Source organism: Microbulbifer thermotolerans, assembly GCF_900112305.1.
Taxonomy (GTDB): domain Bacteria; phylum Pseudomonadota; class Gammaproteobacteria; order Pseudomonadales; family Cellvibrionaceae; genus Microbulbifer; species Microbulbifer thermotolerans.
In genome coordinates, this window is the sequence record NZ_FOKT01000005.1 from 1 (window position 1) to 14,139 (window position 14,139).

Annotated in this window: 19 protein-coding genes and 1 pseudogene; 6 read left to right on the forward strand and 14 right to left on the reverse strand. The window is 46.8% G+C overall.

Annotated features, from left to right (window positions below):
- Positions 1-52: 52 nt before the first annotated feature.
- A pseudogene (locus BM155_RS17800) lies at positions 53-481 on the forward strand (IS5 family transposase); the annotation flags it as partial.
- A gap of 236 nt (positions 482-717) precedes the next feature.
- Here the strand turns inward: BM155_RS17800 and radD are convergent.
- The 3 genes from radD to BM155_RS08850 all read right to left on the reverse strand — a co-directional run bounded on the left by radD (position 718) and on the right by BM155_RS08850 (position 3,255).
- A complete protein-coding gene (gene radD / locus BM155_RS08840) occupies positions 718-2,487 on the reverse strand; it encodes a DNA repair helicase RadD (protein WP_074902608.1) in 1,770 nt (589 codons plus the stop codon).
- Positions 2,484-2,720, reverse strand: coding sequence for a hypothetical protein (locus BM155_RS08845; protein ID WP_139223191.1), 237 nt, complete (start codon positions 2,718-2,720; stop codon positions 2,484-2,486). The genes radD and BM155_RS08845 overlap by 4 nt, the downstream gene beginning before the upstream one ends.
- Positions 2,721-2,823: 103 nt before the next feature.
- A complete protein-coding gene (locus BM155_RS08850; protein ID WP_139223192.1) occupies positions 2,824-3,255 on the reverse strand; it encodes a hypothetical protein in 432 nt (143 codons plus the stop codon).
- 484 nt (positions 3,256-3,739) lie between these two features.
- Between BM155_RS08850 and BM155_RS17010 the strand changes: the two genes are divergently transcribed.
- From BM155_RS17010 to BM155_RS08865, 3 genes are read left to right on the forward strand one after another with little or no spacing between them, the layout of a single operon-like run.
- Positions 3,740-4,015 carry a DDE-type integrase/transposase/recombinase gene (locus tag BM155_RS17010; protein WP_074902615.1) on the forward strand — a complete coding sequence of 92 codons (276 nt, stop codon included), beginning with the start codon at positions 3,740-3,742 and terminating at the stop codon, positions 4,013-4,015.
- Positions 4,016-4,059: 44 nt separating this feature from the next.
- Positions 4,060-4,197 (forward strand): hypothetical protein, encoded by a 138-nt coding sequence (locus tag BM155_RS17805; protein WP_367888681.1) that lies wholly within the window; start codon positions 4,060-4,062, stop codon positions 4,195-4,197.
- Positions 4,198-4,218: 21 nt separating this feature from the next.
- Complete coding sequence (locus BM155_RS08865) at positions 4,219-5,094, forward strand: hypothetical protein (RefSeq protein WP_074902622.1); 876 nt, start codon at positions 4,219-4,221, stop codon at positions 5,092-5,094.
- On the opposite strand, the gene BM155_RS08870 is transcribed toward BM155_RS08865, so the two are convergent.
- The 3 genes from BM155_RS08870 to BM155_RS08880 form a co-directional block, all read right to left on the reverse strand.
- A complete protein-coding gene (locus tag BM155_RS08870; protein WP_074902625.1) occupies positions 5,091-5,459 on the reverse strand; it encodes a hypothetical protein in 369 nt (122 codons plus the stop codon). The two genes, BM155_RS08865 and BM155_RS08870, sit on opposite strands and share 4 nt — an antisense overlap.
- Positions 5,456-6,004 carry a hypothetical protein gene (locus tag BM155_RS08875; RefSeq protein ID WP_074902629.1) on the reverse strand — a complete coding sequence of 183 codons (549 nt, stop codon included), beginning with the start codon at positions 6,002-6,004 and terminating at the stop codon, positions 5,456-5,458. The genes BM155_RS08870 and BM155_RS08875 overlap by 4 nt, the downstream gene beginning before the upstream one ends.
- A 334-nt stretch (positions 6,005-6,338) precedes the next feature.
- Positions 6,339-6,557 carry a hypothetical protein gene (locus BM155_RS08880; protein WP_067155638.1) on the reverse strand — a complete coding sequence of 73 codons (219 nt, stop codon included), beginning with the start codon at positions 6,555-6,557 and terminating at the stop codon, positions 6,339-6,341.
- Between the two features lie 384 nt (positions 6,558-6,941).
- Between BM155_RS08880 and BM155_RS17020 the strand changes: the two genes are divergently transcribed.
- Complete coding sequence (locus tag BM155_RS17020) at positions 6,942-7,265, forward strand: hypothetical protein (RefSeq protein WP_217641475.1); 324 nt, start codon at positions 6,942-6,944, stop codon at positions 7,263-7,265.
- Between the two features lie 761 nt (positions 7,266-8,026).
- On the opposite strand, the gene BM155_RS17415 is transcribed toward BM155_RS17020, so the two are convergent.
- The 6 genes from BM155_RS17415 to BM155_RS17030 all read right to left on the reverse strand — a co-directional run bounded on the left by BM155_RS17415 (position 8,027) and on the right by BM155_RS17030 (position 11,463).
- Positions 8,027-8,284 (reverse strand): hypothetical protein, encoded by a 258-nt coding sequence (locus BM155_RS17415; RefSeq protein WP_217641476.1) that lies wholly within the window; start codon positions 8,282-8,284, stop codon positions 8,027-8,029.
- A 184-nt stretch (positions 8,285-8,468) separates the two neighbouring features.
- Positions 8,469-9,197 (reverse strand): hypothetical protein, encoded by a 729-nt coding sequence (locus tag BM155_RS08890; RefSeq protein ID WP_067155632.1) that lies wholly within the window; start codon positions 9,195-9,197, stop codon positions 8,469-8,471.
- Positions 9,198-9,294: 97 nt separating this feature from the next.
- Complete coding sequence (locus tag BM155_RS08895; RefSeq protein WP_067155629.1) at positions 9,295-9,819, reverse strand: SMI1/KNR4 family protein; 525 nt, start codon at positions 9,817-9,819, stop codon at positions 9,295-9,297.
- A gap of 590 nt (positions 9,820-10,409) precedes the next feature.
- Positions 10,410-10,637 (reverse strand): hypothetical protein, encoded by a 228-nt coding sequence (locus BM155_RS17025; protein WP_139223194.1) that lies wholly within the window; start codon positions 10,635-10,637, stop codon positions 10,410-10,412.
- Between the two features lie 98 nt (positions 10,638-10,735).
- Positions 10,736-11,122 (reverse strand): hypothetical protein, encoded by a 387-nt coding sequence (locus tag BM155_RS08905; RefSeq protein WP_139223195.1) that lies wholly within the window; start codon positions 11,120-11,122, stop codon positions 10,736-10,738.
- Between the two features lie 128 nt (positions 11,123-11,250).
- Positions 11,251-11,463 carry an SMI1/KNR4 family protein gene (locus BM155_RS17030; protein WP_139223196.1) on the reverse strand — a complete coding sequence of 71 codons (213 nt, stop codon included), beginning with the start codon at positions 11,461-11,463 and terminating at the stop codon, positions 11,251-11,253.
- A 117-nt stretch (positions 11,464-11,580) separates the two neighbouring features.
- On the opposite strand from BM155_RS17030, the gene BM155_RS08910 reads away from it, so the two are divergent.
- A complete protein-coding gene (locus tag BM155_RS08910; RefSeq protein WP_254773160.1) occupies positions 11,581-12,495 on the forward strand; it encodes a transposase in 915 nt (304 codons plus the stop codon).
- A 291-nt stretch (positions 12,496-12,786) separates the two neighbouring features.
- Here BM155_RS08910 and BM155_RS08915 read toward each other — a convergent pair whose 3' ends face one another.
- Entirely contained in the window at positions 12,787-13,542 is a 756-nt protein-coding gene (locus tag BM155_RS08915; protein WP_083421134.1) for a lysozyme inhibitor LprI family protein, read from the reverse strand.
- A 129-nt stretch (positions 13,543-13,671) separates the two neighbouring features.
- The gene (locus BM155_RS08920) at positions 13,672-14,082 is read right to left on the reverse strand and encodes a hypothetical protein (protein ID WP_067155617.1); all 411 of its coding nucleotides are present in this window, start codon (positions 14,080-14,082) and stop codon (positions 13,672-13,674) included.
- Positions 14,083-14,139 lie beyond the last annotated feature (57 nt).

The window sequence follows — 14,139 nt, forward strand, 5'->3', positions numbered from 1 at the left end:
TGTTTTCTGACGGAAGCTTTGCTTCAGCAAAAAAAGGGGCCCAGAGGTCGGAAAAACCAAGCGCGGCAAGGGTTCAAAGTGGATGGTGGTGGTCGATGGCGAAGGTGTTCCACTTGGAAGCACCATTACCTCGGCCTCACCAGCAGAAGTCAAACTGATTGAACCTTTGCTTGAAGTTACGTATGGGAAGACAAAGATACAACGCTTGGTGTATGACAAGGCGGCCGACTCAGATCTTCTGCAGGACCGTTTGGCTAAGCAAGGGATAGACTTGATCTGCCCACATAGAAGCAATCGAAAGAAGCCCGCTAAGCAGGATGGTCGAAAGCTTCGACGATACACGCGCCGCTGGAAGGTTGAGCGAACGTTTGCTTGGCTTGGTAACTTCCGCCGACTTGTTGTTCGCTGGGAAAGGCATGTAACCATCTACAGGGCCTTCTTCTATATTGCGTGCATGCTGATCGCGCTTAGGAAGTTATGAAATAGCTTCTAACAACAATTAGATAGCATACTTCATTATTACCAAAAATCTGATCCCCATAAAACGGGAGTATCGGCTTTTCTCCTTAGCCTTCAAAAACATAGCTACTTCGACATACCCAATTCCGGAAAATAGCTCATCTCCGTATTTTTCCTTCCCTCACCAGAACACTCATTTCACCCAAAACCGCATGCCTGTCCGCCAGGATCTCAAGCAACCGCTTTTACGCCATACACTTACAGCTCATTCGCCCTGCGATAATTCCCCAGATAGTCAAAAATCCGCTCCTGCACCTGCCAGTAGCGTTTCTGTTTGCGGGCGATGACGAAATCCGGGGCCGGTAGGTGGGCCTGTTGCGCGAGTACTTCTTCAATATCGGTGAAGGTTTTCAGGGTCTGGCCATTGGCGAAGCGGCGGCCGAACAGGCGGTTGAATACGCTGCGCTGGGTGGGTTTGGAGAAGTCAAAGGATTCGCGGAGTTCTTCTCCGTCTTCACCGTGATAGGTGATCGTCAGTCGGGTGTCACTGGTGCTGATACTGATGCCGGCGCAGCGGATCACCATGGCGTCTTTGAGTTTCAGGGCGTCCCGGAGCTGGTCGTCCGGGTCGATGATGGCCTTGCGGCACTGGTGGCAGTTGCGGGCGGCAATGTCATTTTCGGCGCCGCATTGCGGGCATTCCTTGAAGCGGAAGCGGTAATCGCATTGCTGCGGGCGCTTGTGCTGCGCGCCCGGGCCATTGTCTTCCTCCGGCTCCAGCAGGCCCTGGCAACGGCGTCCGTAATGTTCAGTCACATGGCCATCTACGTCGGTTTTGCCCCAGAAGATATTGGCAAAGCCGCAGGCCGGGCAGAACACCTGTACCGGCTCCCAGTCCGGGGCTGGCTTTTTCTCTCCCACTTCCGGGTGGTACAGGTTGATACCGTTACCTGCGTAATCAATCACCAGACAATCCTTCTTGCCGTCATCCAGGCGAAGACCGCGCCCCACCATCTGCTGGTACAGGCTCACCGACTGGGTCGGGCGGAGAATGGCGATAAAGTCCACATGCGGCGCATCAAAGCCTGTGGTGAGTACGGAAACATTCACCAGATACTTGAGCTGGCGCTGCTTGAAGCGGCGGATCAGCAGGTCCCGTTCTTTCTGGCCGGTTTCACCGGTAATCAGGGCCGTCTGCTGTTGCGGCAGGTAGCCGGTGATCTCCCGCGCGTGCTCCACCGTTGCCGCGAAGATCATTACCGCCTGGCGCTCGGCGGCCAGCTCGACCACCTGTTCGATAATGGCCCGGGTCACCCGCGGATGCCGGCTCAGCAGCCGGTTCACATCCGCCTCGGCGTATTCACCAAAGCGGTTCTGCGGCAGCGCCGAGAAATCGTACTGCGCCACCGCCGCGTCAATCAGCTGGGGTCGGGTGAGATAGCCGCGGTTGATCATGTAACTCAGCGGCAGCTCATAGATGCAGTGCACAAAGGGCTTGTGTTCCTCACTGCGGACAAAGCCCCGGTAGTGATAACGGTAGATCCAGCCCAGCCCCAGGCGGTAAGGAGTGGCGGTGAGGCCCAACACTTTCAGGGAGGGGTTCTGCCGGCGCAGCAGGGTGATGATCTGCTGATACTGACTGCCTTCCTCACCGCTGACGCGGTGGCATTCGTCAATGATGAGCAGGGAATACTCATTCCGGAACAGCTCCGGATTCGCCGCCACGGACTGCACACTGGCGAAAGTGACCTGATGCCGGGTTTCCCGGCGCTTGAGGCCGGCGGAAAAGATGCCCCCGGTCAGACCGTAACTCTGGTACTTACCGTGATTCTGTTCCACCAGTTCTCTGACATGGGTGAGCACCAGAACCCTGCGCCGGGCCAGACGCGCCAGCTCCGCAATCACCAGGCTTTTCCCTGCTCCGGTGGGCAACACGATAACGGCAGGCTCATCCGAGCGCCGGAAGTGCCGCAGGGTGGCATCGACGGCTTCCTGCTGGTAGGGGCGCAGGGTGAACGGAGCTTTCATTCCGGAATGCCTGCTGTTTCTTTGCATGCAATCATAAGACAGTCGTTACTGCTCGCTGGTGTCGGGTTGAATGTTGGCCTGATCAATGTTCGCACCGTAACGCCCGTTTCCCGGGCCGGGAAGCCGCTGCCCGCCGCCCATTTGTAAATCTCGGCAGAACCCGGGCCTGAAACGGCCACCAGCAGAAAAAAGACAGGGAGCAGGTGTGCGCCTTTCCGGCGGAGCATCAACATGCTCCGGCTTTCTTCTCAGTGAATATGATTCGCCTGTAGCGCTGGTCAATGATGTCTGCAATCCCCCACCGTAGAGGCATTCCGTTTTCCTTTTAGGGGTTGATCAACCGGATTCAGGCTGCAACCGGCATTCCCCTAGCGCCTGCGCCTTCAGATGCTCACAAAACGCCAGCACATCCGGATTTGTATACTCTTTGGAAATCAGCTCCCCCGGAATCAACCCCTCATCCCACCGGTTCGTATACAGGGTATGGGCGTGCACCTCATCATCCGGCAAAACCATCACCTCAGCTCTCGTCTGGTGAATATACAGATCCCTGAGCTTCCTGTAACACCGGAGAATCCCGCCCTCACGCTCGCGGTCACAGCGGTAGCTCCGCTCTCCAAAGAAGTCACTGGCGGCAGAGAACAGTGCTTCTGTATTCAGGGAAGATCCAGTCACAGGATAAACGCTTCTGGCGGCATCGCTGGTTACATTGGTACAGCCGGCGACAAGCGCCAGGGACAGAAACAGCAGGGTTTTGAGTTTTGTCACAGCCGAGGTCTCCTGCCTCCCATAAAGCCCGCTTGCCCTGTGGGACAGCCGCACAGGTGGAGCTTCAGCGCTGTGGCTAGGTCTGCTCCCGGAAAACTTGTTAAGCCTGGTGTCTCTAACATTTTTAACCTGAATTTAGGTGAGGTGGTCTAGTCGGTCTAATAGTAACCGACACCCCAGTTAAGGAATAATACCCTGAACTGAGGTGTGAGATGACCAAAAAGACACGAAAGAATTATACCTCCGAGTTCCTGCAGGATGCCGTCCGGTTAGTCGCGGAGCAGGGATACATGAGTGCGGCAGCGGTAGAAGTCTCGGTATGGACGCCGGCATGTTGGGCCGGTTACTGGGCGTAAGTCGTAGCGGTTTTTATGGCCGGCAACGTCGTGCACAGTTGTCTTCTGATAGCGAGAACCAGCGGGAACAGCAGGACTTGATCCAGGAGCTTGCAAAGAGTTCCGGTCATACCTAAGGGAGTCGTCGGTTGGTCATAGTATTCAACAGCAATCACAAGCAGCCGATCTTTCCCAGCTGGCTGGAACGCAACTTCAAAGTAGAGGAGCCGGACCACGTGTGGGCCAGAGATATCGCCTATATCTGGACACAGGAAGGGGGGCTGCATTTGGTGGTGGTAATCGACCTTTACTCGCGCAAAGTCGTGGGTTGTTCGCTTGGCAAGCGGCTGACAGTCGCCTTGGTTTGCGACGCGCAGAGCATGGCGATTTGGGAGCGACGCCCGTACTGCTTTTCGGCTCACTGAAATCAGAACGCATTTACTGGCGCAGTTATCAGAGTAGGGGAGAAATGAGGGCAGATATCATTGATTACATCGTGATATTCTGCAACATTCACCGGCTACACAGTTACTTTGGATACCGGAGCCCGCATTTGCACAAGGAAGAAATTGGGTTGCCATTACCAGTACACCAGAAATCAGCATAATTCATGTAAAAGAAAGGCGCCATGCATTCCCTGACTCTATTACTATTCATTTTTATTGCTCTGAATGGAAAGCAGCTTAGGAATGACAGTCTCTACAGGGCAAACGTATTTGCTATTGTGGGAATCTGTTACTTCTTTTTTGTTCAATATATCGCTTATTGGAATAGAGTATTTCCTGTGGAAGGTTGGGGGAAATACCTGCTTGAAATGTTGGTGGCTCTTGGTGCTGTGGGACTTTCTCTTTCTTCGTGGAATAAAAAATCTCACCCGATAAAAACTCTATGTCTCTGCTCGATATTTTTTATTGCTCTACTGGTGACATATGTTTTTGATATAAAAGTTAAAGAGTGGCTTGCTGAAAAAGGTGGCTTTTTTAATGGCGAACCTCCATTAGTATTGAAGCAGCAAGCAGGCACTTTGGATAAGTCGATTAAGTTTTCCGAAGTCGGTATTGAATTTCGAGCTTTTGAAGGCTGGCGTAAGGGCGAACTACCATCTGGACATGAATACTTAACTTATGGCAATAGTGATGCCGGAGTTGTTGAGGTAAGGCCAAATTGTCTGGATGGAATGAATATTGATACGCCTACTTATGTTTCTAATATGCTCGAACTTCTGGAGGTTAACAAGCCAACCTCCAGGTATGATTATCAGTGTAGTAAGTCTGCACAAGTTAAAGAGTGCTTTATCAGAGTTGAGTACTTGTCTGCCGATGGGGTTTCGAAACGGTGGCATTGGCTGAGGTCTCAGAGAGGCGAAAGATCCATTGCCGTAGATTTTATTATTCCCAATGACAGCAAAGTAGTTGAGGAAAAAGTCTTAGAGTTGATAATGTCCACAAAAATTTCAAAGAAACGCCAAACAGCAATATGTACTACACCTGCCGCTTGGCTTTAATGCGAACCGACCTGGCTTCCGTATTGCTCTACTGCCAAGCAACTCCAATCTGAGTGTCCAGCACTTCTTGCTGCATCCTTATAGAGCATGGAGCGCTGGTCAGCCGCTGCATTCTGAATAGCCATCCATGCTTGATAGGCATTACTAGAGGGCGGAAGCTTTTCGGTCAAAAAGGTGTCCAGTTTCAGAGCACGCTCTTGCGCTGTCAATTCGGAGTAGTCATCTGCATTTACAAGCCTCGTAAATTGATCGCAAAATATATCAAAATCGCTATTTTCAATACCAGAATTTGGATCTTCTTTTGGAGTGCAGGCACATAAGGATACCAGAATTGGAAACACCGCTACGTATTTAAGCTTAATCATTTTGTTATCACCTCCCAGTTAAATCCGCCGCTCAGTCCTGCCTGATAAGGTTTTTTGGGGCGGTATATTTTCAGGAAGTCTAGAGGTTGATAGTCGGCGACTAGGTTACCCCTGGCATCGGTAATGTATACCCATAGGCCAATATTGCTAATCCAAGCTGTGCCCCCTTTGTTAGCTATTGACATCGCGACAATTTCAGGTGCGGAAGAACCGTAATTGCTGCATGGGTGGATAAATTTAGCATACTTGGCTGGCTCTTTGCTGCGGACATGAGATAGCTTTCTCTGGGTATCGTCGTCCATCACGGCTTTAATTACGCTGGTAGTGATTGCGGCCGGCGCGGATACGAATCCGGTTGCCCAAAGGCCAATATCAACAGCTCCCGGCTTACTGCCTTCTGCCGCATAGTTCAAGGCCCAAGTTGCAGGAGTAATCAAGGAGCCGGCTACCTTTTTTCCCGATTGCTCTAGCCCAATTGAGGCAATAGTGCCACTTAGGGTTTGGATCGTATTCTTGTGATTTCTTGCCGCTGATACTGTGTCCATACATTGCAATTCCTTTTGAGTAAAAGCGGGCCGATTTTGGAAAATTACAAACTAATAATCAAGTTTTAAAATTCGGGTCAGAGTGGAACTTTATATTGCGGATGTGATGCTTGCCACAGTTGCTGTGTGATGCTGATCTATTTAAAGGCTGTTTCAGACTTGGTTTTTCAATTGATGGGTGTCCATTTTTGTTTTTGTTTTCACAGCTGGCGATCCACTACCCGGAACGCTTGGAGAAATACATCAGTCTATGAGGCGATTTGGCTGACACAGAATTTTGAATACCCCCAGGTGCACAGCACCTGGGTACTGAGCTTAGTCAGGAAAATGAAAGTTACACACCTGCTTCTCTACCACTATCTATATCTCGTTTAAACATAAAAATTACGACATATGCTAGCCCAAATATAGGAACTATTGAAAAAATGACACCAAGGAATGCTGCAAGTACAGGAGTCTCCGTTTTCCTGCGGCCAAGGAAGTAGCTAACAATACCAATAAAGATCGCAAAAACAACAATAAACTGGCCAAGCAATGCAATATTAATATTCACGATGATAAATTTCCTTTTCTTTTATAAACGTTTATCGTGCCCCAAAGGAGAATTTCGCATACCTCTTATCCAAAGATATAAATTTACGCTAGTATACTTTAACCTTCAAGCTGCAAGAAGTGTAGAAATTTTCAGAATGACAGGTTAGGGAACCTCTGATCAACTCACCGTTTTCTGGGGGCTGATTCATGGATACCCATAAAATAAAAAGCTTTCGATGCCAGTCGTATTGCAACATTCTCTACCTCATAGAAAATGCTGTTCATCTATACAGTAAATGAATAGCTAAAATGGGACGCCCGCGCAAATCCCTAATCTCTCTCAAAGCTACCCCCTACTACGCTGGATATCTGTGCCTATGCTGTCATAAGCAACCACTACCATGTGGTACTGCATATCAATGCTGCGCAGGCTGAAGCCTGGACGCTGCGCGAGGTGGTGGACCGTTGGCATCAGCTCTGTAAGGGCTCGCCGCTCTCACAGCGTTTTTACTCGCAACGAAACCTTGAGCGCTGCGGAACTGGCTCGGCAGGAGGAGATAGCCACAGAATGGCGGGCACGGCTGATGGATATCTGCTGGTTTATGCGGGTGCTCAATTTCTCGAACGGCTACAGATCGATCCGCGGTATTGGCTTTATCTGAACCGTAACTTCGAAAGCCGCTTCAAGTCTCTGGTTGGCTGCGCACTTGGTGCGCAGCGCCTGTGAGCAACTCGGAAAGCGCTGGTCTCACGGTATCCGCGACTGCGAGCGCTACCTATCCCCACCGATCACTTCCTAAAATTTTTCCTGTCACGGAAAAACGCCATCGCGGGCTTCTGCGAAGGACTGATGCGCCACAACAAAGCTGTTTGGTGAAATTTCACATAGGACGCAGGCTCTACTTACCCGAATAGCAAGCTCTGGCAACAGCGAGCTAAGAATGCAGCAGCCTTCCCATCAATGTTTCAATTAATGGGTGGCCGCTGATTGTTATGCCTAGTGGCTGACATACGCTTCATACTCCTTTCCTCTATTGTCTTTCAAATAGGCTTTAACCCATATTTGATGTGATGGAGTACTAAATATATCGGTACGCATTTCCGTGATAATACTTGCATCAACGCCGTGGCTTGCTAAGTGCTTGGGCAGCCAATCCTAGTATGTCGCTATGGACTTTCGAACTCTTTTTGAAAAATTCGATGAGTCGTAGTTTATTCTCGGAATCCATTGAATCGAAATGGTTTCACCCTTGACTTCCCGTGCCATAACAATCAAATCATCAACAACGTAACCATCATCAATATAATTCATTAGACTCACGAATGAGTGGCTGAAGTTGTGAGACATTGACTTTAAATCTTTGTATTTCATAGTTCAAAGGTATAACGCCCGTAGCAGGCGCGTTTTTGTAGGTGGTTTTTGTATGCCAGCGTAGCGACCGGCATGCAAAAAGTGCCGCACTGACTACGTTTTTATGGCATTTTTTACTACGTGGGGCTGATTATAAAACGCATTTGTTTTTGATTAATAACTTTTTCGACTTCTGCTTCTGCATGAATAGCTAACAAGGCGTCCGAAAATGCTTGGTCATTTGTTACCTCCATAAGAAATTCAAGCTCTTCACTGAATGACTCACATTGCTCGGGATCAAAAACAGTATCAATTATTGGCTCAACAATCTTCTGAAAATGTAATTCGTATGCAGCTCCGTAGGATAAAAGTCGAGACCATAGGCGCTCTGACACGCAACCCCAAAATTGGGCCGGGAAGAAAACTTTGATCTACAGCTGCAAGTTCAACCGATTCATCGTCGGTGAATTCCCCGGGGCTTACTAGCTTCTTCAGATTCTCATTCATGATGCATAACGCTCTGCATCAGCGGTCAAAATGAGAGCATAGCGAATATTTTGATCCGACTGCATGCGCTTGTTACATTGTGGTTGCTTCCCAACCTTGAAGGTGGGTCGCTACCATTGTTTTAATTTCTTTAAGACGTAGGTAGTCGTCTTCTGTGGCAGATATTTTTGTATACATTCCCAAAACATCTACAATAAACGAGCAACTCGTTTCTACACCGTCTGCATTTTGGTAGCAACTACCAACCCAAAGCCCTTTGTAACTGTTGCTAGGTTCATAATCTGTTGTTGGCTTAACTGTAACGAGATCCCAGAACCCACCAAGTTTTTTCCCTTCATGCTCACGAAATACACGGTAGAGTCCCAAGTCATCGTCGTATTCTACAAAACCATTCTCAAAATCTCCGGATAGTGATAACGGCTCGAATCTTTTGTTCCAGCTCCAGAGTTCAGTCATTTCTTGTTCTGAACCATCAGACAAGGTGACATGAATGTTTCGAAAGTAGCGATCATCTTTACCACCTTTCAGTTTAAACTCTGGTATATGCTCTTTTGTATAAGCACCGTTAAACCAAATGAAAATATCCGGCCCTTCTGTATCGAAGCCTTCTGCTGGCGACTGATTTGGTAGCGTACCAGGAACCACGAAACGATAAGGTATTTTGAAGTTAAAGTTTTTGGTGTGATATGAGATCAAATCATTCGGTTTTGGGGCTCTGTATACGGATAGAGTAAACAGCACGGTGACTATTCCAGCCACTACACCAAAAATGCCCAGAACCCACTTTATTAATTTTTTCACGTTAGCTCAGTATCTCCAGAGTAATGTAGCGCCAAGGTCTGCTGATTTTTAAAGTGGAGGCGAAGCCGGAGCTTGAAAAATTCCGCAGCACATTTTGTTATATTATTTCTTCACCTAATGTTTCTACCACTTTTATAAGCCAATTTTTAAAAGTACGCCATGAATTTATTTCGGTAGAAACATTTACGTATTCAAAAACTGGGTACTCATGGCAATAAATGTCAAAATTATTTGGACCTTCTCTATTCATGGTAAATCCAATGTGGTCGCCCATTGAATTAGATACACCTATCATACAAAAAAGGTCAGTGATAGGTTCTTCTTCGTCCATAGTTTTGAGCTCTTCATGAGTCTTAATAATTTTATCAAGAGTAAAAATATCAATGCCTAAGCCAAGCTGTGGATCATTGAACAAACATGTATTACCTATTTCCTTCATGAACGTTCTAAACTCAGTAGGAAACCGCCAACTCAACGCCTTCTCTGCGGAAGCGATTTCTTCATCTGAGTAGACTTTAAATTGGTGGAATTCGCAATGAACGTTTTTGCCAATATGGATAGCTGCTCCATTACTTTTAGCAATCCAACTTTTTAATTGTTCGATTGCTTGATCGTACGTCATTCTATCTCCGCTGTAATATAACGCTTAAAGCACGCCCAATACCGGAGCTTGAACTTTGTGCGAGTATTTTGGCGCACAAAACTCAAGTGGAGAGTATTGGATTGCCGTGACTTTTTTTGTTATGTGTTTTATACTGAATTGTTTAAGTGATTGCATAATAACCAAAGACAACGATTGGGATTAATATTGTAACCAATGTATACGCTACAAAATCTGAATATATATTTTTCTCTAGAGCCTTTAGTCCATCCCTGATTGAAAGCAGAGATATTACGGTTAGAGCTAAGCCCACATAAATTGGCCAGCTTTCATAATCACCCCACCCCATATAAATATAGATGGGGCCTAGTACGGAACCAACCCAAGCTACGACTACGGCTTTAGCTCCTATATATGATACATAAAGGTCTTGATTCATGGTTTACACATAACGCCCTTTAGCATGGGCCGTAGTGGAGGTGTTTTTGATATTAGCGTTAGCGTACAGCATAAAAAATACCGGAACGGAGGTCCAGCCGAAGGCGGACATGGCTAAATTGGTTATGTGTCGCTGCTTGCACAGCCAAGGGATACCCCCAACCATAAACAACCTAAAAAACTGGGACAGCCAAATATAGAGCCACCACCATAATCCGCAAAACCACAACGGAAGCAGCCTCTTTCCAATTGCTGATAAATAGCGCGATCCCGCTTTCATGAACCCAAGATCCATCGGAAGTATAAGTAACCCCTTGATTGAGGAATACAGTAACAATAATGGAAGTAGCCAGACCCATCACAATTGCTATCAATACACTTTTCGTAATTATTTTTTTCATAGAACTATGACACATAACGTTTTGCTAAAGGGCCGAGCGGCATAGCCGCCAGGTCCAAGTGAGCGAAGCGAATGGCTTTGGGCAACTTGTTATGTGCTTTAGTCTCCATCGAACACGACACCTACTTCTTTTGATTCGGCTTCATCAACAATTGATTCGAACTGTGAAATAAACTCCAGCACCTTGGATTTGCTCACTTTGGTGTATAAATCTTTTTCTTCAGGGTGTGTTTGTTTGCCGACAAACTCTTGCCAATATTCGGGCTTAGATGAAATTCTGTTTTTCACATCTTTTATGAGCCTTTTAAGATGTACCAACTCAATAGTCTGGAACGTAACTCCATCATATAGATCAATGTATTTTCCGGTTACTGAGCTTAGATGATCTATTTCAGGCCCCATAACCCAATAAAAAACTTCTGGTTCAAAAGCCAGTTTGTATTCCATTGATTTTGAATCTTTTCCGATTCCTATAACTAGAGACATTCTCTAATTCCTTGGTAACACATAACACCTCAAACACCGGCGTGGTGAAGTTGGCGGCTTTTGTGCGTTTTTTTTGCACAAAAGATGACAGCTTTGCCACGTCCGCGTGATTTGACTTGTTAGGTGATTTATTCAATGTAGATTATATTACCATCTAAATCATAAACCTCTTCATATTGAAGGAGGCTTGATAAAAACTCTTTAAAAGTATTTGCTACCACGAGGCTATTACCATCATCAGTCTCTGTGACAATAACTTTGGGATCAGTTAGGGAATCGCTGTAGTCTAGAGCTAACCAAGTATGGCCATCACCTTCAAGTGCTGATTCATGGACACCCACAAAATTGCTGATTCATGGACACCCACAAAATAAAAAGCTTTCGACGCCACCCATATTGCAACATTTCTTATCTCACAGAAAATACTGTTCATTTATACAATTGGGTGAATAGCCAAAATGGGACTCCCGCGCAAATCCCTGATCTCTCTCGAAGCTACGCCCTACTATCACTGCGTCTCCCGCTGCGTGCGCCGCGCTTTCCTGTGTGGCAAGGATGAGCGCTCCGGGCGCTGCTTCGAACACCGAAGGCAGTGGATCGAAGATCGCCTGCTGGAATTGGCCGAGGTATTTGCGCTGGATATCTGCGCTTATGCAGTCATGAGCAACCACTACCATGTGGTCCTGCATATCAATGCAGCACGGGCTGAAGCCTGGACGTTACGTGAGGTGGTGGACCGCTGGCATCAACTCTTTAAAGGATCTTCGCTATCCCAACGTTTTGCCCGCAACGAAGCCTTGAACGGTGCGGAACTTGCGCGGTTGGAGGAGATGGCTGCAGAATGGCGAGCAAGGCTAATGGATATCAGCTGGTTTATGCGGATGCTCAATGAATCTATTGCCCGGCAAGCCAATCAGGAAGATGGCTGCACGGGTCGTTTCTGGGAGGGCCGATTTAAGTCTCAGGCCTTGCTCGACGAACGGGCCTTGGCGGCCTGTATGGCCTATGTGGATCTGAACCCTATCCGGGCCAAAATGGCTGATACGCCCGAAACCTCAGACCACACTTCCATACAACGGCGTATATCAGCAGCTCGGGATGGCAAACAGCCACAAGAACTCTTCCCCTTCGCTGGTAACCCACGAGAACCGATGCCAATAGGACCGCCGTTTCAGTTACAGGACTATCTGGAGCTGGTCGACTGGAGTGGCCGTTGCCTTCGTGAAGACAAGCGCGGCGCGATCGATGAACAACTGCCGCCGATTCTCGAACGGCTACAGATCGACCCGCGGTATTGGCTTTATCTGAACCGTAACTTCGAAAGCCGCTTCAAGTCTCTGGTTGGCTGCGCACTTGGTGCGCAGCGCCTCTGAGCAACTCGGAAGGCGCTGGTCTCACGGTATCCGCGACTGCGAGCGCTACCTATCCCCGTAGATCACTTCCTAAAATTTTTCCTGTCACGGAAAAACGCCATCGCGGGCTTCTGCGAAGGACTGATGCGCCACAACAAAGCTGTTTGGTGAAATTTCACATAGGACGCAGGCTCTACTTACCCGAATAGCAAGCTCTGGCAGCAGCGGACTAAGAGTGCAGCAGCTTTCCCATCAATGTTTCAATTGATGGGTGTCCATTTTTGTTTATTTTTTTGTTTATTTAATTTTTGTTTATGGGTGTCCATTTTTGCTTAACAGCATAAGTTCAGATAACTTTTGTTCTGCTGTACGACGATAGCAATAAGCGAGACTAAGGTGTATGCTATCGAAATTATCTAGATCACTCATTTGGTTTGTGAGTTTACAATATGCCTCTCTATAATCTCTCCAAGAAGTAATAGAATTGTCAAAACTACTTATAAGGCTTTTCCCTTCAGGAGTAAGCTCTAAATCTCTCCTAATCTTCTTTTCGATAGCTTCAATTTTTTTCTCTGCTATTTTATTATGAGCCCAGCCACACTGTGCTGCGCCCCACTTCCCACCTGAATCTTCACAAGGGTCATATGCAGATAATTCAATACAACGAATAATTATATCTTGATTTTTGCTTGCCCGACAAGATTGACGATCAATCACAAAGTTTGGTTCATTAATAAAACCTGACAAAGTATCTCTTAGGCGTTCAATTCGCTCTTTATAAGTAGATTTACATTTTTCAATATCAATACGACAGGAAGAATTTCTAAGCGTTATCCATTTTCTTTGTTCTTCTCTCACTTTTCTAACTTCATCTGAATTGTTAGAAAGGGTCTTTATTAAGGATTTATAAACATCTGAAAGGTGTTCATCTAGGTAGCTAATAGAATGATTAGAGCATATCAAATGTTCAGCATCGTTACCTGCTTTTTTACAATTAAAACTCGCTGAAAATGATGGCGCAGAAGTCAATATTGATAGTATAAAAGAGATAATTATAACTTTATTCATTGGTTGCCTTTTATCATATAACGCCCAGCGCAGGCACAGCCAGAGCGGAGCATATTTTGTGTTAATGTTTGAGCGACAGCGAGTAACATAAAAAGTGCGTAGTGTTGGCTGTCGCTCTGCCGCTGTTTGTTATGTAATTATTTCCACTGAGCCAAGGCCAGAAAGAAGATGTCTTCTGAATTCCTCAAACTTCTTGGCCGGGAATACGAAGCTAGGAAATTTTCCTGGCTCAATCTGATTATAAGGAAGAGTAAAATAGCAGTCATTCTCAACAACTTCTAAGGCTACTTTTTGAACCTTATTGACAGGGATGGACACTTCGGAAAATGCTATTTTTCCACCTGAAAATTTCACAAAACTTACCGGATCTTCGACCTTCTGGGGGCCACTTTCCTTGAATAGAGCTATCAGTAGGAAGATATTGGTAATAGCGCTTAGCTCTAAGAGCTTAAATTCATACTCTGTAGTCAGGACGAACAAACAGTACACGACTACAATTGCACACCAAATAATCAGCATTCTAAGTCTGTACTTTTTCATTGCACTTTAGCTCTTATGATTACATAACGCCGTCAGCAGGGGCGGCCAATGCTGTGC